This is a genomic window from Paenilisteria newyorkensis, from assembly GCF_000766145.1.
GTDB classification, from domain to species: Bacteria; Bacillota; Bacilli; order Lactobacillales; family Listeriaceae; genus Listeria_A; species Listeria_A newyorkensis.
Map to the genome: position 1 here is coordinate 96,786 of NZ_JNFB01000044.1, position 21,276 is coordinate 118,061.

16 protein-coding genes are annotated in these 21,276 nt (G+C 43.1%); 8 read left to right on the forward strand and 8 right to left on the reverse strand.

Annotated features, from left to right (window positions below):
• Window positions 1-13: 13 nt before the first annotated feature.
• Complete coding sequence (locus EP58_RS14750; protein WP_036094669.1) at window positions 14-703, reverse strand: aspartate/glutamate racemase family protein; 690 nt, start codon at window positions 701-703, stop codon at window positions 14-16.
• A 196-nt stretch (window positions 704-899) separates the two neighbouring features.
• Here EP58_RS14750 and EP58_RS14755 point away from each other — a divergent pair, with 196 nt between their 5' ends.
• Together EP58_RS14755 and EP58_RS14760 are read left to right on the forward strand one after the other, a co-directional pair.
• Window positions 900-1,667, forward strand: coding sequence for an ABC transporter ATP-binding protein (locus EP58_RS14755; protein ID WP_036094601.1), 768 nt, complete (start codon window positions 900-902; stop codon window positions 1,665-1,667).
• Complete coding sequence (locus EP58_RS14760; protein ID WP_036094602.1) at window positions 1,654-3,588, forward strand: ABC transporter permease; 1,935 nt, start codon at window positions 1,654-1,656, stop codon at window positions 3,586-3,588. Before EP58_RS14755 ends, EP58_RS14760 begins: the two co-directional genes overlap by 14 nt.
• A gap of 64 nt (window positions 3,589-3,652) precedes the next feature.
• Here the strand turns inward: EP58_RS14760 and EP58_RS14765 are convergent, their stop codons facing one another.
• Window positions 3,653-4,474, reverse strand: a complete 822-nt coding sequence (locus tag EP58_RS14765) for an alpha/beta hydrolase (protein ID WP_159106229.1) — start codon at window positions 4,472-4,474, stop codon at window positions 3,653-3,655.
• Window positions 4,475-5,062: 588 nt separating this feature from the next.
• On the opposite strand from EP58_RS14765, the gene EP58_RS14770 reads away from it, so the two are divergent.
• The 5 genes from EP58_RS14770 (at window position 5,063) to EP58_RS14790 (ending at window position 10,244) form a co-directional block, all read left to right on the forward strand.
• Window positions 5,063-5,482 (forward strand): permease prefix domain 1-containing protein, encoded by a 420-nt coding sequence (locus EP58_RS14770; protein ID WP_036094603.1) that lies wholly within the window; start codon window positions 5,063-5,065, stop codon window positions 5,480-5,482.
• Entirely contained in the window at window positions 5,479-6,117 is a 639-nt protein-coding gene (locus EP58_RS14775) for a hypothetical protein (RefSeq protein ID WP_036094604.1), read from the forward strand. The genes EP58_RS14770 and EP58_RS14775 overlap by 4 nt, the downstream gene beginning before the upstream one ends.
• Window positions 6,118-6,181: 64 nt before the next feature.
• Window positions 6,182-6,610 (forward strand): hypothetical protein, encoded by a 429-nt coding sequence (locus EP58_RS14780; protein ID WP_036094605.1) that lies wholly within the window; start codon window positions 6,182-6,184, stop codon window positions 6,608-6,610.
• A gap of 316 nt (window positions 6,611-6,926) precedes the next feature.
• Window positions 6,927-9,275 carry a polysaccharide lyase 8 family protein gene (locus EP58_RS14785; protein WP_052171466.1) on the forward strand — a complete coding sequence of 783 codons (2,349 nt, stop codon included), beginning with the start codon at window positions 6,927-6,929 and terminating at the stop codon, window positions 9,273-9,275.
• Window positions 9,276-9,557: 282 nt separating this feature from the next.
• On the forward strand, window positions 9,558-10,244 hold the full coding sequence (locus EP58_RS14790) for an immunoglobulin-like domain-containing protein (RefSeq protein WP_036094606.1): 687 nt from the start codon (window positions 9,558-9,560) through the stop codon (window positions 10,242-10,244).
• Between the two features lie 59 nt (window positions 10,245-10,303).
• On the opposite strand, the gene EP58_RS14795 is transcribed toward EP58_RS14790, so the two are convergent.
• Genes EP58_RS14795 through EP58_RS14815 form a run of 5 tightly spaced genes read right to left on the reverse strand, consistent with a single transcriptional unit; the run spans window position 10,304 to window position 16,231 of the window.
• Window positions 10,304-12,040, reverse strand: coding sequence for a PTS sugar transporter subunit IIA (locus tag EP58_RS14795; protein ID WP_036094607.1), 1,737 nt, complete (start codon window positions 12,038-12,040; stop codon window positions 10,304-10,306).
• Window positions 12,041-12,046: 6 nt separating this feature from the next.
• Entirely contained in the window at window positions 12,047-13,222 is a 1,176-nt protein-coding gene (locus EP58_RS14800) for a MalY/PatB family protein (protein WP_036094608.1), read from the reverse strand.
• Between the two features lie 59 nt (window positions 13,223-13,281).
• Window positions 13,282-14,343, reverse strand: a complete 1,062-nt coding sequence (locus EP58_RS14805; protein WP_036094609.1) for a zinc-binding metallopeptidase family protein — start codon at window positions 14,341-14,343, stop codon at window positions 13,282-13,284.
• Window positions 14,297-15,772, reverse strand: coding sequence for a PTS fructose-like transporter subunit IIBC (locus EP58_RS14810; RefSeq protein WP_036094610.1), 1,476 nt, complete (start codon window positions 15,770-15,772; stop codon window positions 14,297-14,299). Before EP58_RS14810 ends, EP58_RS14805 begins: the two co-directional genes overlap by 47 nt.
• Window positions 15,773-15,787: 15 nt before the next feature.
• Entirely contained in the window at window positions 15,788-16,231 is a 444-nt protein-coding gene (locus EP58_RS14815; protein ID WP_036094611.1) for a PTS fructose transporter subunit IIA, read from the reverse strand.
• Between the two features lie 525 nt (window positions 16,232-16,756).
• Here EP58_RS14815 and EP58_RS14820 point away from each other — a divergent pair.
• Window positions 16,757-18,247: an SdrD B-like domain-containing protein gene (locus tag EP58_RS14820; protein WP_036094612.1), complete on the forward strand. Its 1,491-nt coding sequence runs from the start codon at window positions 16,757-16,759 to the stop codon at window positions 18,245-18,247.
• Between the two features lie 495 nt (window positions 18,248-18,742).
• On the opposite strand, the gene EP58_RS17295 is transcribed toward EP58_RS14820, so the two are convergent.
• Entirely contained in the window at window positions 18,743-21,034 is a 2,292-nt protein-coding gene (locus tag EP58_RS17295) for an LPXTG cell wall anchor domain-containing protein (RefSeq protein ID WP_077917943.1), read from the reverse strand.
• Window positions 21,035-21,276: the final 242 nt, after the last annotated feature.

The following is a 21,276-nucleotide window of genomic DNA, read 5'->3' on the forward strand; positions in this document are numbered from 1 at the left end:
CGGTTTTAGCGCCTTATCGCAAGGCTTCCTTTGCCGCATATTTGGCGTGAAGTTCCGCGGTTTTAAAGATTGGCAACGCAACGTCCTGCTCCCGAATCAACAACTCCAATTCCGTGCATCCCAAAACAACGCCCTGAGCCCCTTTTTCGCCCGCTTTTTCAATCATCGCCAGCATCTTCGCCCGCGAATCCTCACGTATCACACCCAAGCATAATTCCTCAAAAATAATCTGATTCACCGTCTCCACATCCGCATCATCGGGAGTCTGGAGCTCGACGCCACTTCCCACATAGCGACCTTTATAAAAATCCTCCACCATCGTGTACCGTGTCCCGAGCAGCAAAACCCGCTCCAATTTTCGCGCACCAATCGCCTGAATCGTCGGCTCCGCAATATGTAGCAGCGGAATCCCAATCGCGTCCTCCACCTGCCGTGCCACTTTATGCATCGTATTCGTGCAAATCACAATCAAATCCGCGCCAGCCCGCTCCAGTTTCACCGCAATATCCGCCAAAACGCGCCCAGCCTCCTCCCATTTTCCCTCATGCTGCAACTGCTCAATCGTATAAAAATCCACACTATACAAAATAATCTCCGCCGAATGGAGCTCACCCAACGTTTCGCGAACCGTCTCATTAATAATCCGATAGTACTCCGTCGTCGATTCCCAACTCATTCCGCCAATTAATCCGATTTTTTTCACGACCACACACCCCTTCCTAGCCTAAACCTATGTCAAAAAGTATATCACGGAAACAATCGGAACAATATCTTTTTCAATCCAAACCGAGTTACAAAAGTGTAAGTTTTATCACGCATAATGTCATCTTAGGCACTGGTTGATGCTTACTTTTATCGTTACACTGAGAGTATAAGTCATCAATATAGGAGGAGTTTACATGGAAATAGTTCTACAAGCAAAGAATGTACGTAAAATTTATGGTATTAAAGGAAACGTCTATACCGCTTTAGATAATATCAGTCTGGAAATTACAAAGGGGGATTTTGTCGGCATCATGGGTCCAAGTGGCGCTGGGAAATCGACGCTGCTTAATGTTTTCTCCACCATCGACAAACCTACTTCTGGTGAAATTCAAATCTCCGGTCAAGAGCTGGGGACAATGAATGAACAACAAATGTCTTCGTTCCGCCGTGATCAGCTAGGATTTATTTTCCAAGATTATAACCTACTCGATACGCTGAGTGTTCGAGAAAATATCATTTTACCCCTCGCGCTCGCAAAACATCCTGTGAAGAAAATGGAAACACAACTGGAAAAAGTGGCTGACACATTCCATATTCGTGACATCTTGGATAAGTATCCCAACGAAATCTCTGGTGGTCAGAAACAACGAACAGCTGCAAGTCGCGCCATTATCGCTAATCCTAGCTTGATTTTTGCGGATGAGCCTACCGGTGCCCTTGATTCCAAATCAGCAACCGATTTATTGGAAAATTTAAAAGAATTGAATGAACAAGACTATTCGACAATTATGATGGTAACACATGATGCTTATGCCGCCAGCTTCTGCAAACGGATTTTGTTTATTAAAGACGGCACGCTTTATACTGAAATTTATCGTGGTACAACAACCCGCAAAGAGTTTTTTCAAAAAATTCTGGATGTATTGGCGCAATTAGGAGGGGATATGAATGACGTTATTTGATTTAGCAAAAAAGAACATCAAACATAATTTCATTCACTATTTTCTCTACTTCGCTTCCATGATTTTCTCTATCATGATTTATTATACCTTCGTATCGCTGTCAAAAGATCCAAAAGTCGTTGCCCGTCTCGATAATGACAGCAGCCTCGCCAGCATGTTTAACGCATCATCGATCCTCTTAATTATTTTCGTCGCGATCTTTATTTTGTATTCGAATCACTTTTTTACCCGTAAACGAAAAAAGGAAATCGGCATTTACTCTCTCCTTGGACTTCGCAAAAAAGAAATCGGTCAGATGCTCTTTTATGAAAATTTTCTCATGGGTGTTGGCGCTCTAGTTATAGGGATAGGCCTCGGCACGCTACTGTCCAAGGTATTCGTCGCGATACTACTCAACATGATGAAACTTGGCGGGATTAGTAATTTCGTCTTTTCGATGGATGCTGTGATAAACACCGTCGTGATTTTTATTATCATCACACTGATCACATCGCTTACCGGTTACCGGATCATTTACCGAACAACATTACTCGACCTATTTCACTCAGAAAGCAAGCGCGAAAAAACACCGAAAAGCAACCCTTTCCTAGCACTACTCTCACTCGTTTTGATTTTAGGCGGCTACTTTATCGCTTTGCAACCACTCATAACGAAGGATTCTATTTGGGGAAAACTCAAATTTGAACTCGGTATGATACTTATTATGACCTCCGTAATCATCGGAACAGTGCTTTTACTCAACAGTTTCCTACCATTATTCCTGAACAAGATTCGTAAAAATAAACGGATTTTCTATAACGGCACGAATATTATAAGCAATTCACAGCTCACATTCCGAATCACTTCCAACGCCAGAACGCTTGCTACTATCGCAGTTTTGACCGGCATGACACTGGTTTCAATCGGCATGGTCGGTGGCCTCTACAACAACGTGAGTAAAGACGCTGGTTTGAGTAATCCTGCCACTTTTGAATATCGGATTACAGATGAAGCAAGCAATCAAAAAGCGCTAACACTTGCACAAAACAACACAAAAACACCTATGACTGGGCATCAAGAAACGACTATCAACTATGTAAAAGCAATAAGTGATCGTGAAATGTCATTTGCATACGTTCCAGAAAAAGGTTTTGCAGTCATTAGTCTTACCGCTTACAATAAATTACTGACCTTAGAAAAGCCCAATGATTCAGAAATACCAGCGCTAAAAGACAATGAAGCCATACTTATCTCGGCTGATTCGACTACTGCAAGCGATACACTAAATCAAAGCTTCACCTTAAAAAATAGCACCAATCAAAAAATAACCGTCACAAAAACCATGGCAGACCTGCCCTTTAGCACCATTTACAACCTACTTGTCGTTTCCGATAATGTCGCAAATACACTACCCAGCAAAAATAAAATGACAATCCAATCCATCATGGTTGATCAACCAAAAGATGCCATCGCACTAAGCAAACAAATAGCGAAAGTACTTCCAGAAAACGCAGCGTTCCGAAGTTATCCAGAGAATTATGAAGCTCTGATGAAAGGAACAGGCGTCCTGCTATTTATCGGCATGTTCATCGGTCTGGTTTTCCTTGCTGCAACTGGAAGTATCATCTACTTCAAGCAACTAACAGAAGCCTATAATGATATCGCAACGTATGATATTTTGAAAAAAATCGGTTTAGATCGAAAAGAAATTCGTAAAACGATCGCCAAACAAGTACTCGTCATCTTCTTAATCCCACTTATTTTAGGAATTATGCACAGCTCTGTCGCACTTGTCGCATTAGCCAACCTGCTACAAATGAACATAATACTCGCAGCCAGTATAAGTACAGGCGCCTTCACATTGATGTTTATCGCTTATTACTTCCTAACGGTAAATACGTACACAAATATTGTAATGGGCAAAAAAAAGAGAGTAGATTGATATAAAGAAAACCGCTTATTGTAGTCTGATATGCACATCAGACTACAATAAGCGGTTTTTTAATTCAATAAATAAATGCTGCAACAATCGCGTCAACCGTCGTATTTTCATGTAAATCACTATGTTGCGCGTTCGAACCCGTCACGACCTGCTCACTATACTCCGCCACTGCACTATCAAAAATCAGGCGGGAAGCAAGCGCGCTCTGCACTGGTACGACGCCATCCGATACCGAATCACCATCCAAATCCCCCGCAATCGAAAGCACCTTCAAATTCGCATCCAAATTCGAACTATCCATGATATACTGCTGCAATTCCGCTGTTCTATTCGTCACATCCACAAAATCCGTCGTCGCCACATTATCATCCGCATCCAAATCATTAAACGGCGTTCCAATCACGACCAATTTTTCCATCGTGGGTGACGAATCATCCGCCAACTCCTCCGCATACGTCGTCAGCGCCAATCCACCGTTCGAGTGACCAATCGCATCGTATTGCGTCACGTTGTACTTCTTCTGAATATCCTTCATAACCGTATCTACCCACTTCGCTTCTTGAGCAATCGGTGCATCATTATTTTCAAACACAATCTGGATAAAAGGATTCTTTGACTTGGCGCTTAGCGTTCCTTGGTATTCTAGCGTGCCATCTTTTTTCACCAAAACAATCACTTTATCCGTGGATTTGCCGTATGTAGCTGTGATTCGCGAAATCATCCCGTTGAACGAATTCGCCGTTCCGTGTGTGCCGTGAACAAGCACAATCGGCGTCGTGTTTGATAAGTCAACATCCTTGACCTTCGCCGAATACGCCTTTATTGATCCAAATAATGCAACCGCCACAAGTAAACATCCGCCAAACACCGCTAATTTCCGCCACATATCCCATCCAACCCTTCCGAAACTTTTCTCATACATTTACTTTACCCATAAAAGATGAACAATTTGTTACCAAAATATTAGGTTTTAAAGAAGTTTTGGGGATTGGGTTTGAAGGTTGGGTTTTGTGGGTTTATTGGATTTTGGCGGTTTTTTGGTTTGCTGGGGCGTTTCTGCTCGGTGATTGTTCTAGGCTATCTGCAACCTTCTATCTTATTCTCTGGTAGAATCAAAGTTCGGCTTTTTTCATGTTTCATGCACTTGTCGGTCCCGCCTACTCGCTTCGCTCCTAGCCATATTGGGGCTTTGGTTGGTTAGTCGTTTTTGTTTGCAAGTGGTCAGGGTTCTCTGCTTCCTTCTGTCTTGTTCTCTGGTAGAATCCAAGTTCTGTGTTTTTTCATGTTCACCTGCTTGACGGATTCGCCTACTCGCTTCGCTCCTAGCCATATTGAAACTCTAACTCGGCAAAGTACGCCGAGCAAGACTTACAATGATTACTTTGACACGCAGAGTAATCCGTGCTATTATTACTCTATCAGATAGAACACTGTGCGCGCAGTTGTATTTTTGAATACTTTGGAGGTTTTAAAAATGATAACTATTAAAAAACATGTCGAACAATTATTCACAGATATCCCGGTGACGGAGGAAAGTCTGTTCATGAAAGAGGAAATTCTGCACGGTCTCGAGGACAAAGTGGATATCCTTATGGCGCAAGGGAAATCGGAGGAGGATGCAATCAATAAAGCGATTGTCGAACTCGGCGATTTGACGGATTTACGTATGGAACTGGCTGAGGCTCGTGTGAAACCGCCTAAATCGTATCTCGCCTGGACGCATTTCCAATTCTCACTCGTTGGCGCGGCGATTATCATCGGCTTGCTTCTTTTCATCAATATTTACTACACGCCAACCGTTCTTTGGGTCGTTTTCCCTGCATTTGCAATCGTTTGGTGGCCGCTCGCCATGTACTTTAGATGCCTTCGCGTCCAAGGGGAGGTCATGAATTGAAAGGTTTAGTCAGCTTCTCAATCGTCGGTAGCGCGATTTGTATGTTTTTCCTAGTCATGCTCAATTATTTCCTAACACCAACGCTCGACTGGAGCATCTATCCTTGCATCGCCCTACTTCTCTGGCCCTTATCCATGTATTTCGTTTACCGCCAAAATTTAAAACAGTTCGCTTTCTTCACTAGTTCGGTCTTCATTATCCTGCTAACTGTCATCAACCTACGCGAAACGCCGGATGTTCTTTGGGTGCTATACGCCCTTTACCCGCTTGTTTTCTGGCCAGTTTTTACAGCTTTCGGAAAAAAAGCGTACACGATGACTGCCGCGGTGATTGGCGCTACAACAACGATTATCTACTATGCGTTGCTTAACATTGCCTTTTCACCGAGCTATCCGTGGATAATCGCCATCATTTTCGCAATCGGTTGGTGGCCATTATCGCTATACCACGCCAAACACAAAAACTTTTTCGCCTTCTCCATCCAAGCAAGTATTTGGATTAGCGCGTTTGTCATCGGAATGAACTGGGCCTTTTCGCCAAGCGTGATTTGGGCGATTTATCCGATTTTCGCCGTCGTTTGGTGGCCAATCTCGATGTACTTTTTTAGTGCGAAACGTCACATAACAACTTTATAATTCGGCGCATCTATGGTACATTCAAATAGAATCAAAAACTTTATTTGAAGGAGCTATTATAAAAATGGAAAATCAACTAGACGAAAAAGCCGTTTTGCGTGCTCAGCTGACGAATCCGCGCTGGATGACATTAACGCTCGCGATTATTTGTTCGCTGTTCGCCATATTTACATTGTTAGGCGTGTTTGTACTATTCGCACTATCAACAAAAGACATTAAGCCCGACGCAATCCACGCCTTACAAATCGCAAAAATCCTAGCCTCCGTGTTCTGTGTCCTTTACGCGATATTCGCCTTACTACTATTCAATAACTACTCCAAACTAAGAAAAGGCATCCTCGTTCCCAAAATGCTCTATTTCGCGCTAAGCATCTTCGTTATCTTATCCGCAGCAAATAGCATTTTCAGTGGACAATTAGGCGGCGTCTTTTTACCCCTTATCATCTTATTATTCGCAATTAAAATCATCTTAGATCTCGGAAAAATCAAATAATCCATCAAAAATATGAAAACCTGCTGGCTCTCAGTAGGTTTTTTTGCGTCTTAAACCCTCCTAAATAAAAAAATTTTCATCTAAATACAAAAAGTAATATTTTTTACATCATAATAAATCACTCTTTTGTCACAACTAACAAAATAATGTAATCTTTTATACATATTATTCATTTAACCGCTTTCTAAATGTGTCTAATTTATGTCCACGAACGAACTTTTGTGTTTTCCCCCGCATTTTCATGGGTACTAAAGTAAAGAAACCAACCTTACGACAGAAAATGTGTCGAAAATAGGAACACGGAGGTGCAGTTACCATGAAAAAATATATTGTTGTTTTTTTCCTAGTTTTATTCTCACTGCTAGCTATTGGTGATAAAACGTTTGCCCAAACAATCGCAGAACAAAATATGTCTCTAAACAATTGGAAAGTCTCATTGGTCGGTAAAGCTTTTCCAGCCTCCAATGTTGCCTTAAAACTGACTTTGGCTGAAAAAGAACAGGCGTTACAGCAAAATGTACTATCCAGACTAAATAAAGATCCAAAGAAAAACTATCTTTTCTCAAATGTGACAGCTTGGAAAACCAATTCCACACAATCCACAATCATTGCAACGAATATCGAAAAAATGGCGACTCTATACCAAACACCAAACTCGATTTATTATCGTAATGCTGCTTTAAAACAAGATATTATTTACTCTCTAACTTGGTTCTACAACAACCTTTACAGCGCAAAAGTAGGTAAATTAAATAGGAATTGGTATGACTTGCAAATTGGTACACCGATTTCACTTGTAAATACGCTAGTTTTAATGAAACCTGATATTTCTAGCACCTTTTTACAAAATTACTTAAAAGCTATCGACTATTTTGAACCTGCAACTGCTACCGCAAAAGATGTCGGCACTGGCGCAAACCGTCTCGATAAAGGATTTATTGTGACCATACGTGGTGTCCTTGGAGGGAATCAGGCTAAGATTAACATGGGCACGGAGATGGTAAAACGTGTGTATACGCCGGTCACTTCTGGTGATGGATTTTACGCAGATGGCTCCTTTATTCAACATGCAAATACACCATACACAACAGGATATGGCGCGGCAGTCTTAGCTCGTAGCGCAGATTTTTATCAATTGCTTTCTGGTACAAAATCATTTAGCAACCTGCGCTCACTTCCTATGATGTTCACTTACTTAGACACTACTTATCTTCCTGTACTTTACAAAGATGAAGTTCTGGATATGACTCGCGGTCGCGGCGTTTCTCTAAAAGCTGTTTCGAACCAACAAATCGCACAAACGATGCTTTATGACATGTTTACAATTAGTCAAAAAAATAGTAATGTCGCTTATCGCGGGAAATATGCCAATATTATGAAATCTTCAATTATCAGTCAATCTCTACATCTCGATTTCTATAAAAACCTGACTATTCCGCAAGCCCAAACGTTCCAATCCATTTTGCTCAACAAAAAAATTCCCGCAACCTACCCAAATCGGACCCAAAACAAAATGATGGCTAGCGCAAGTCAAATGGTCGATATCAAATCTTCCTATGTCGCTGGTATCAGCATGTTCTCCAAAAAAATATCCGCATTTGAAAGCATTGGAGGTCAAAATAAATTAGGCTTTTACACAGGAACTGGCGCGCTTTATCTCTATAACGGCGACGAAGCATTCGAGGGAAACTACTACCCAACCGTTGACATGACAAGCCTCGCGGGCACAACAACCGACCACAAAACAAAACCAATTACATCCGATAACGCCAAATACCTTAATACCCAAGCTTGGTCCGGCGGCGTATCCGATCAACAAAACGGCTCCTCAACGATGCACTACAATATGAAAAATGTGACCGGAAGCACGCTCGAAGCACGCAAATCCTGGTTCTTCCTAAACGGTAAAATTGTGGCATTAGGCACCGGCATTACTTCAAAAGAAAACCTAAGCACCGAAACCATCGTCGAAAACCGTAAACTATTTAACACAAACCTCAATACCTTCGTCGTTGGCGGTCAAACCATCAATCTCGGCCAAACAAAAAACATCACGACCAAATGGGCCTATCTAAACGGCGCCGTTCCTAGTCAAAATATCGGCTACGTCTTCCCAACAGCCACCAACGTCACAGCCTACAAAAAAACGAAGACCGGCAACTGGAACACCATAAACACGCGCAACCGCAACGAAATAGTCAGTGCAAACTACACAGGCATCACGATTTCTCACGGCAAAAAACCGACCAATAAATCTTACAGCTACATCATCCTACCGGGTAAATCCAAACAAGCAACCGAGGCCTACAGTAAAAAAATCGACATCGAAATCCGCGCTAACAATCTCAATCAACAAGCCGTATTCGATAAATCACAAAACCTCTGGATCGCAAATTTCCGTCAAGCAAGCACGCTAAACGGCATCGTCGCTCAAACACGCGGCTCCATCATGATCCGCAAATCCGCGACACTACAAAAAATCACCCTTGCCGATCCAAGCATGGAACAAAGCAAAATCGTATTTTTAGTACCAAAAGTCGCAGGTCACAAAGTCAAAAGTAAATCCCCAGAAGTCAGCGTCACAACATCCGGTAAAAATTGGCGTATCCAAGTAAACACAGCCGCCAAAAACGGCAAATCATTCAGCGTTAATTTTGGAAAATAATATCGAGGGTGCCGTATCTAAGAAGATACCGCACCCTTTTAATATGTGACGAAATCAACACAGTTTAACCAAAAATAGCAACTGCTGACTGGAGTTTTTGTATTTTTTATACCTTTAATTGGTGCTATCATTATACGAGTAGCGACTTGCGAGTTACTACATATAAAGGAATTTCTGTTAACTGAAAAAGCCCGATAATATGCCTATATATTTACCTCGAGGAGCATACCTATCCCTGCCTAAAGATACAGTTTTTCTATACAAATTGGAGGACAAATAACAATGAACAACACTATCAAAAAATGGGCAGTAGTATCCGTCGCTGCAACAATGCTGACAACTTCTGTAATGGCTACCATCCCAATGGGTGCACACGCCGCAGAATCAGTAGTAGCTACTAGCGCACAAAACAGTAACGCCATCACAGCACCACAATTACTAAACGTAACAAAAGATGGTTTCTCTGGCAAATACGGTTCTAACATCGCTTCTGTTAAACTTATCGTAAATGGTAAAGTTTCTAAAGTAGCAACATTGTCAAACGGAACGTATTCATTCAGCGGCTTACTAAGCGGCAAACAAATTCGTAGCACAGACATCGTTTCTGTCATTGCTTACAACGCATTCGGTTCAGAAATGCACGAGCTAGAAATGGAACCAGGATATGCAGATGACGTTGTTATTCCACCAGTTGTAGCATCAATCAACAGCTACTCTATCACAGCACCAGACTCTCTTAGCCTATCGCAATCAGCATTTTCTGGCAATTACGGTTCAGATATTGCTTCTGTTAAACTTATTGTCGAAGGAAGAGTGGCACAAGTTGCAACTTTATCAAATGGAACTTACACATTCAATACTTTGCTAAACGGTCAAAGAGTTCGCGTTACTGATGACATTAGCGTCATTGGCTACAACGCACAAGGCCAAGAAATGCACCAAATCAGTTTTAATGACATTACAAAATAAGCATTAAAAATAAGCAGGCGTCACGCATCCATTCTTTTTGGAAGATGTGACTCCTGCTTTTAATTTTTCACAATACAAGCGATAAAGGACGCATAGTCCGGCAATTCCAAAATCGTCTTATCATCATGCTCATTAAGCACATAATACAAATAACTGAAAACTTTCAACTCCGTACTCACATTCGGATTCACACAGGCAAACAAGGCATTTTGCACAGCCATCCCGTCAACGAGAACAGGCCTCGCCAAGTGCACAAATACAGCAAAAAAAGCTTGATTTCTTGCCGTCGTACAATGTGGCAACGCAAGATGATTAATCACTAAATTATTCCCTTTTTGCTCACGTTCCTGAATTTTAAATGCTTCATCTGGGGTTAAAACAGCTTTTTCCACGAGCTCCGTACATATGCCACGCACAATGGTGTCCCAATCCTCATCCACTTGGTTATCATAACCCATTGCCAATTCTTCAGGGAAAAAGGTACATATATTTTTGCGAACATCAATTTTTTCCAATGTATCTTGAATCGCCTGTAACTCCATTTTAGTAATAATTTTTTTGATGTCGATACATGCCACATCTGCGTCCACATCGGGATATACGGCATGATTATTCAACAGTAATTTGATATCGTGCTGCTCCAGCTTTTGCTCCAATTCTTTTTGGTGCATGACAACAATGACTTCCACCGTCTGGATTTCTCGCTCAATCATCTGCTTATTTATGCTAGCCACTGCATACTGGTCCGAAAATAAGATGACTTTTGCCGCTGCCTGCCTTCCTCGTTCCATCGCACACGAAAAATATAGACCAATTAAGTCGATATCATATAATTCGATGCCAAACGCTTCATTAACACTAGCAACAAACGTAATGCTCAAGTCAAAAGCCAGTGGATAGACCGCTTTTATATTAGAAATATTGTGCAGCTTGCGATCATGCAACATAATCGGGTACGCAATGCTCCGCTTCAAGTGGCCAACCAGCTGCTCTGCCAACTCCATATCATACACTAACGCACTATACTGTTCCCCCTGTTGCTGCAAAATTTCCTGCATAGCACTAGTCGTAATCAACTGACTTTTCTGCTGTTGCCTATCAAAAAACAGAGCTAATAAATGTTGCGCCCCAGCCGGAATCTCCAATCCTTCCAAAAAAGAAGTTTCCCCGGTCTCCCCATCATCCCCCAATACCATAGCCGCCAAAATCAGACTCGCTAAATGGGCGGAATGAATATTCGGATAATACCTAGCAACATCCAACTCCCTAATCCTTTGCAATAGCGCATCAAAATCATCTTTTGGAATCCCCAAACGCTCACAGAAAAAACTCGGGTTCTTATCAATCAAATTCGCAAGCAAAATCATTTTTCGAAATAGCGGCTCGTCCAAATAATGCCCATAATTCGGCCGCGATTTAATCTCCAAACGGTTCGCATAATGTCCCCGCAAAAAGACAATTTTCTCCGATATCATCGGTTTTGACAGGAATAAAGTGGTCGCTAAATCATCGAGTGTCCGAAAATCATGGCGCAATAATTCCAACAAAATAAGCTCATCGTCATACATCGACTGGTGCAAAAGGCTCCGATAAGCCATTTTATCCTCGATGTGCAATTGGTAACCACCCGCTTGGCTAGAACGTATCTCTCCCACTGATTGGAGCAAGTGGTTCATCTGAGAAATATCCCGCAAAACCGTTCTTTTCGAGGTTCCTGTTAATTTTGCCAGTTCTAAACCGCTTGCTTTGCCGTTTTCGAGACGTTCCATGATTTGTATTTGCCGCTGATTTAGCATCGTTTTTTACCCCCTTAATGTCAAAATTGCTTTATGCATCCGTTCTAAACCATCAACTAACTTGCTTCGTGAACACGCCACATTCATTCGTAAAAAGCCTTGCCCTCCATACGTTTCGCCTGGCATAACTGCTACTTTCCCAACGTGAATCAGCGCGTCCTGTAAGGCTTCTTTAGACACACCGAGCCTAGAAATATCCAGCCACGCTAAATACGTCCCTTCTGGTATCTCAAAATGAATTTCCGGCAGCTGATTCACGATATAATTTTTCAGAAAATGCATGTTGCTTTCCAAATGGACGACCAATTCATCCACGTAATCCGCGCTTTCATTATAGGCTACCATCGTTGCATACATGCCCAAAATACTGACAGACGAAAGCGCATCACGTTGCTTCAACTGCTTCAAAAACGCGTCACGAAGCGCCTCATCCGGAACCAATAAATAGGAACCCATCAACCCAGGCGTATTCATCGTCTTACTCGCCGACGTACAAATACACATATTCACAGGATTCTTGGTTAGACTCAAAATCGGCGTATAGCGCGAATTCCCGTAAACAATATCCATATGAATATCATCGGAAATAATAAAAACCCCTAAGCGCTCACAAATTTCAATAATCGCCTCTAATTCCGCTTTTTGAAAAACCCGTCCCGTCGGATTATGCGGATTCGTCAGCAATAAAATCTTCGCCCCCCGCAACTGCTCCTCCAACCGTTCCAAATCAATACGATACGTACCATTATCCCACAAAAGCTCATTTTCAACTAGTTCACGATTATTTTCCCGAATCAGGCTATAAAAAGCATCATACATCGGCGAAAAAACCACCACACGATCCCGTTCCGCACTTTTCAAACGTATCAAAACCGAAATCGCATAACAAACTGTCGGGCTATACAGCACCCAATCCATCTCAAACTGTGCATCAAAACGCGCCCGATACCAATCGATAATACTCCCCTTAAACGCCTCATGATTCCATCTCGAATAGCCAAAAACACCGTGCGCCACCCGTTCCTGAATCGCTGCAAGCACTGGCGTCGCAACCCGAAACTCCGTATCCGAAATCGAAAACGGCAGTAAATCCGCCTCGCCAAACCGATCCTCAATATAATCCCACTGCGTACAATATGTATTTTTCCGATCCACGACCTCATTAAAATCGTATTTTCCCATCCAAATCTCAGCTCTTTCCTATTTGAAAAGCCCAGCGCGTCCGCCAAGCCTTCCTGATTTTATCCAATATAGCGACAAATAGCCGCATGTTTTTCTGCGTTATACGTCGCTAAAAAATGATCTAGCAACGTCGCCAAACTATCATAATCCGATCTCGAAATCATCGACGAGTTAGCGTGCAAGTAACGCGTTGGCAAGCAAAACGCCACAACCGGACGACCGCCACCCATCACATTATAGCGCCCACCATCCGTAGCACCCGTTTTCATCGTACAAAACTGCAACGGTCCCGCCATACTTCGCGCCATATCAACCAAATCCTGCTTCAATTTTTGATGCGGAATGTAGCGTTTGTCAAAAAGCGCCAATGCCGCGCCAGAACCAAGTTTTAGCGGGAATTTAATCCGATCAAAGCCCGGCGTATCACCAGCGACCATCGTATCGATAACAATCGCAATATCCGGCGCAATCGCCTCGGCCGACGTCTGTGCACCGCGAAGCCCGACCTCTTCCTGCACCGTCGCCACCGCATACAACGTGATTTCCCCGTTCTCACACCGTTTAAAAAGCTCCGCCACAAGCGCGCATCCAGCTCGGTTATCCAGCGCTTTCCCCAAAATCCGATCCTGCGTCAACTCCGCAAAATTCGGCTCCGGACAAACAAAATCACCAACCGCGACGCCCATCTCCGCCACCATTTCCGCCGAGTCCGCACCGATATCAATAAACATCGCGTCATGCTCCATCGGGCGCGCCTTATCCGCCTCACTCAGCGCATGCGGAGCAATCGAACCGATAATCCCAGTCACTTTTCCAGTCTCCGTCCGAATCTCCACCCGATGGTTCAACATACTCTGATTCCACCACGAACCAACCGTATCAAACGACAGAAAACCATCCTCCGAAACATGCTTCACGATAAAACCAACCTCATCCATATGCCCAATAATCGCCACTTTTGGCCCCTTAGAACCCTTACGTGCGATAAAGCTACCCAAACCATCGAATGTAATTTCATCCGCCTCATTTACCAATTCTCGATATAAAATTTCGCGGATTTCTTGCTCATCACCACTAGTTCCCGATGCCATCACCAGTTGTTTCAGTAAATTCGTCTCCATCTTTTCGTTTCGCCTCTTTCCGTTTTAGCCACCATGTTTTCAGTACAATAATGAGGAAAATATTCAACGCCAGTCCAAACGCTAAAACAAGATAGAACCAGTACCACGGCGACATCAAGCCGATTAGCGGGTCAAACATTCCAATTCCGGGTGCTAGCCTTTGAATTCCAAACATAATCGTCAACATCCCAGCAATACCACCACTTAGCGTATTTGCCGTAATCATTGGAAACGGAGCAGCAAGTGCATACGGAATCGCAGGCTCCGTCGCAACCGTCGACCCAACAATAATCGAACTGATCGCCGCACCTTTTTCCTGTTTCGTAAATAATTTTGGCGCGATAAAAGTCGAAATCCCGGCAGCCATCGGAGGCATCAACGCTACAACACCAACGATCGCGTACCAATCATAAATCCCTTTGTCGAGCAGCGAGAAGCAGAAGAACCAGGCCGTTTTATTCACCGGTCCACCCATATCAAACGCAAGCATCGCGCCAACTAAGAACGCCGCAGCCAATTTCATTTCTGTCGGAATCGTGTTCAAGAAATGCAGCATCCCGTCCATCATGCCACCCATCACAGGCCCTAATACGTAAAATGTCAAAATACCAAAAATAAATAATGTCACAAACGGAATCAGCATCGAACCTAAGAGCGGTTGCAACGCCTTGCCCAGCTTCACTTTTCGGAAGTATTTCACAAAATAACCAATCGCGAGTCCCAGAACCACCGCACCTAAAAAGCCAGCACCCGACTCCGTTCCAAGCATCGTGTTATCATTCGCCAAATACGTGACCAGAAACGCCGGTGCAAATGCCGGTTTATCACCAATCGAGCTCGCAATATACGCACCCATAATCGGAATCATAAACTTGAATCCTAAGTAACCGATCGTCTCAACGACCCAAGCAAACGACGGATCACCATTCGCCATATCCACATACGGCATCCCAAACTGCACAAGCATATTCGCAATTGCAACGAGTAAACCACCGCCGATAACAAACGGCAATGCAGCAGAAACACCCGCCATCAAATGACTCATCACACTTCCAGTCGGCGCATCTTGATTTCCCATTTTAATGTTGTTATCCGCTGTAAATAATGTCGCTTTGCCTTCCAAATCATCATAAATCGTCTCAATCTGCTTCAACGCCTCCGAAACCTTCAGCTCCACAACCTTCTTATTCGCAAAACGGAATCGGTCTTCCTCACTAATCGTCCGTCCCAGCGCCAGAATCACGTAATCCGCCGCCTTAATTTCCGCCGGTGTCAAATGATTCTCCACACCACTCGCGCCCTGCGTCTCCACTTTTATCGTGTATCCTAGCGAAACTGCCTTACGTTCCAGCGCTTCCGCCACCATGTACGTATGCGCAATGCCCGCCGGACAATTCGTAATCGCTACAATGTTTAAACTTGTCATCATGCCTTCGCTCCCTTTTTATGAAATAACGCCTTGAATCAGCGTCAAAATCTCGTTTTCCGTACCCATTTTTAATTTTCCAACAAATTCAGGATCCATCAATTTCCGACTCAGCTGCGACAACAACCGCAAATGCTCCTGTCCACCAGTTTCCGGCACAAGCAAGCAAATCCAGCAATGCACAGGCTTTCCATCCATCGCTTCCCACTCCACTTGATTCCCTCCACGTCCTACCAAAACACCGACCTCCGTTACAAAAGCTGATTTCGCATGTGGAATCGCAATCCCGCCGCCAAATCCAGTAGTCGACTCCTCTTCCCGCAAACAAAGATCCTTATAAAATCCCGCCGCGTCCGTCACCTTCCCGTTCGCAACAGCCAAATCCGCAAATTCTCGCAAAATTTCCGCTTTCGTCTTTCCCTGCATCTCCAAGTTTATCCCACTTATCGTCATGATTTCCATTTCCACTCAGCTCCAAATCCTATTTACTTGCCACTTTGACACTGCTTCCTTGTCCTCTTTTAGTATAGTTGATAACGCTTACTAAAAAAACAATAGAAATGTCACACCGGTGATGACAGAATGCGCAGGAACTAAAATAAAGTTACAAAAAAGACTTTTCAACTCCCATCTTAACACTTCTCATACTAAAAATAATCTCACTTTCCCACATGTGAAATCTTTATGAACTTTTAAAAGCATATTGTATACTATATTCATCCAATTTGCTTTTCTGTTGCAGAAACGCGAACTTATTTTCCTATTTTAGACCCAAACTTATTTTTCTTTCAAATAACCAATTAATACTTTTATGAAATTAAAAAAGCTTAAATCGCTATACAAAACGTACTTATTGATAATAATCAACACATTTATAAAAGCGGACAAAGCACCTTATCTATCTTCCATCTCACACTTTCCATCCCGTTGCCTTTTACTAGTTCACCCGCTAAACTAAAATTAGAACCACAAAGGGAGGAATTATTAATGAAACAGTTTTTCAACAAACGTTTCGCTGCTCTAGTCATTATTTTTGCAGTCTTTTTTGCATCTTTTGCACCAGCAGCAAACGCTAGTATCCTGAATCCGGCTATTTACACAGTCTCTGGAACAGTATACGCAGACACAAATGGCAACGGCGTGATGGAATTGCACAACTTAGATTTACCACTCGCTAACATGTCGGTAACACTTCACAAAACACTGGCTGACGCACAAGCAGGCACGAACATCGTTGCTACCGCTAAAACAAATGCAGTCGGTGTTTACAACTTCACGAAACTTGCAAAAGGAAATTACTTCATCAAGTACGGCACAGAAACAACTACAAAACCAGTTGTACAAGCCAATTCAGCCACAGACGCAGCTGGCAAACAAATTCCTGGCATCGCGGCAATCACAATCAACACATTAAACGTTGTAACGTGGGCAGACTTAGCAACTAAGAAAACAACAAACCTAACAATGACACCATTTGAAGACCTAAACGGAAACGGCACGAAAGACAGCAACGAATCCATTTTAGATGGTAAAACACTTATCTTCATTAACTTAGAAAAAACAGCGGACCTTATTTCAAGCGGTCGTCTATCACAACTGGACTTAAACTCTAAAATTATGGGCGCGCTCGGCGGTAGCTTAGACATCGAAGACGCAATCCTTTTCAGAACAAGCAGTAAAGGCGCAGCAATCACAATGCCAAACGTTGATCCTGGCATGTACGTGATGGTTCGCTCGCCGTTTAACCTAACCATTGGCGACCTACTTGGCAACATTGACAAAGTAACGGCCATCATCAACATCATTTCTGGCGGAGACATCCAAGGCATCCTAGACAACCCAACATTGCTCGACACAGGCGACATCTCAACAACACCGAACAACGACTACATCAAAGCACTTGCAAACTTCCTACCAAAAGCAATTAAAGCCGTAGAAAAAGTCGATGTAGAAAAAGTTCTAGGTACAGACGCTGCAACAAGTGTAAACACAACGCTTGCCGACGTTCAATCTGTAGCAACACTTCTAAACCACATCCCAGCCATGCGTTTTGCAAAAGTCGACATCTGGGGTAACTCGTACGACCTAACAGCTCTGAAATTCGCAAAAACAACAGACTTCCAATTCGGAATCCGTAAACTACCAGTCATCACTGGCGACCTTTTTGTGGATAAAAACAAGAACGGCAAAAAAGACTTGCTAGAGTTTGGTAAAGCAACAAAAGTAACAGCTTACGATGCAAACGGAAATGTTATCCAGTCCGTAACAACATCATCACTTACTACTAAATTCACACTAGATAAGTTAGCATTTGATAAAACAATCTACCTTGGTATCGATGGCACAAACGCCTATAGCCCAGTATACACAGGACCAGTTCCTGCCGCATTACAAGGCCTACGCTTAGTTGGCGCTTACACGTTTGATTCAAAAGCTTCGATTCAAGAAATCAAACAAAACATACCTTTACTACCTTAATAAAATAGACAAAGCCATTACTCGATGAACTCACGTCGAATAATGGCTTTGTTTGCGGTTTTTAAGGCTGATTTGCTGTTTTTATAGGCTATTAGACTTTTTTGTAAAATAAGCACTTTTTATACATTCTATCTGCTATAATATCGATAGAGAAGTGTGAGATGGAAGGCTAGTCCATTGGAAAGGGTGATGCCTTATCTATCTTAATTTGTCGTTGCCCCCAGAAAGTGCAACCAGTGTCTGTGTATGAAGCTCTGAGCATTGCAATATCCTTTGCCATGCTCGTTCTATACATCGATCGTGATAAAGACAAAAAGAGATAACCGTCCCTACTTTGACCAAAAAGTAACGGTTATCTCTTCGTTATAATACGGCCACCGTTTCAGACGGCTCTGACTTGAGGGTTGTGTTGACGCACGACCCTCTTTTCGTATTTATTATAGCAAATCATCTGCATTATAGCAAATCATTCTTTCCTAAAACAAACTTCATGAATTAGTCTTCTAATTTCGTAAATTTACGTTTCAAAAGCATATAAACTGCTGTTAAAATGGCGCCAAGTCCAGCTGTCATTGGGATGATTGGCATTGTGTCGCCTGTTTTCGGCAAGTCATTTGCGTTTTCTGATTTAGTGGCTTGCGTATCTGTCACGCTTGGAGTATTTTGGCTATCTGTTACCGCTGGAGGCGTTGGCTTATTGTTGTTTCCTTTTTCAGGTGTTACAATGACTCCTTTATCTGGCTGTTTGTCTGGGGCTGTCACTCCCGGCGCTGTTGCAGCCTCGCCAAGCGTTACATTCGTTGCTGTTGCCCAATCATTTAGCGGCGTGATTGTGTAAACCGTATCTTTTGCTAGCTCACCACTCACAAGGTCAAAAATGCCAGTCGTGCCTTGACGTGAAGAATAACGATATTGCGCTACTAGTGTCGTACCGTCTGCGCTTTTTAGTTCTACTTGGCGTCCTGCAAGTAAGTCCATACCTGGATCTTTAGCTAATGTTAGCTCGAATGACTTGGTATCGATAGCTTCTGCCTTCGCGATAACTAGCGGTGCGATTTCTTTTGCCGTGAAAGAAGCATTGGCAACGTCTGCCCAATCAGAGGTAATCGTGTACGTCACGCCTGGTGTTAATTTTTCACCAACTGGCAAACGGAATTTCGGTGCTTGGCGACGGTCGGATGCTTGCGTAAATGGTACATAATTTGCCGTATACACATCACCATTCGTTCCAGTAAGCGTCACGCTGCGGTCGCGCAAAGAAGAAATAACTTGGAATTGCTTGCCACTCGCGTCACGATTATCATCATCAATCACAAAGGCTTGGTCGCCGCGTCCGCCAGCATATGCCGCAATAATATTCGCGTAATCAACCACGCCATCCGCTTGGAATGACTCGATTTCAAACGTATCGTTCGTTACCTGCGCTGAATCTCGCATATTGATTTTAGCCGAACTACCAACAAAAGTCTCAACTGGTGTTCCTTTATAGCTCAACGTGTACGTTTTTCCAGGTTCTTGCACCGTCACAGGCACGATGTAAGTGCTCTTAGATCCGGATTTCAAACGTGGTACATTCACGATACTCAAACCATCACTAAATACAAAATTTTTCTTGATTGCGTCTAAATTACTGTCCGCTACCTCATTTGCTGAAAGCGCCTCTGGAAAAATAATTTGTAGCGTCATCGCGTTTAAGGACTCGATTTTGTACGCCGCTTTTTGGCCTAATGTCACATCTGTAGTGGCAGCCCAGTTATTTTGTGGTACAATTTCATAAGCGATTGCTTCATTCAGCATACCTCCACCAGTCACATCAAAAGTACCTGTCGCACCTTGGCGTGAAGAGAAACGATAGCTCGCTGTTAACTCACTGCCATCCGTGCCTTTTAGAACGACACTGCGTCCAGCTAGCAAGTCCATACTAGGATCCGCTGCTAACGTCAGTTTGAAGGAAGTCGCATCAACAAATTCTGCTGAATCAATGGTTAATGGCGCCATAGCACGTGCTGTAAAGGTAGGATTCGCAATGGTCGCCCAGTTAGAAGTCACTGTATACGTCACGCCCGGCGTCAACGTTTCCCCAGCAGGTAAGCGGAATTTCGGCGCTTGACGGCGATCCGATGCTTGCGTAAATGGTACATAGTTTGCCGTATAGATATCACCATTCGACCCAGTCAGCGTCACGCTTCGATCACGTAATGACGAAATCACTTGGAGCGCTTGACCAGCCGCAGTTTTGTTATCATCATCGACTGCAAACGCTTGGTCCCCGCGCCCACCAGCATAAGCCGCGATAATATTCGCATAATCCACCGTATCATCCGCTTGGAACGATTCCAATTCAAACGTATCACTCGTCACTTGGTTCGTATCGCGAATCCCAACTTTGACATTGCTTCCCGTGAAAGTCTGCGTCGCGCCACCCTTATAGCTTAGCGTGTAGGTCTGCCCAGGATTCTGAATCGTCACAGGAACGATATACGTATCCGTGGAACCCGATTTCAAACGAGGTACATTAACAATACTAAGCCCACCGCTAAACTCAAAATGTTCCTTTATCGCGTCCAAATTACTATCCGCAACATCGGCTGCTGGTAACGTCCCGTCAAACTTGATTTGTAATGTCATCGCGTTTAGCGAGCGCAATTCAGTGATTGCCGCCACACTTGCCGTGGTTGCACTCGTCCCCGCAGCTGATACACCAATTGGCGCTACTTGAGGCGCCACACCCGCGATAATCGTCGTGGCTACTAAGATAGAAGATAATACTTTTTTTGATTGTGTCATTTTTACATTCTCCTTTTTATTTCGAAATTGATACTCTCTACATCATAGCGCTCAATTCTAAACTCAAAATAAGCTGGAGATTAAATAATTATTAACCGACATTAAATTCCAATATCATTTTTTTCCCACCTCTAAAAGTTTATGATAAAACACCTAGTATCCCAGTTTTATAGCATATACTTAGTATGTAAACAAGTTCACAACCCTCCAGACATAACCCCCTTTTTTCCCTTCAAAGCTCT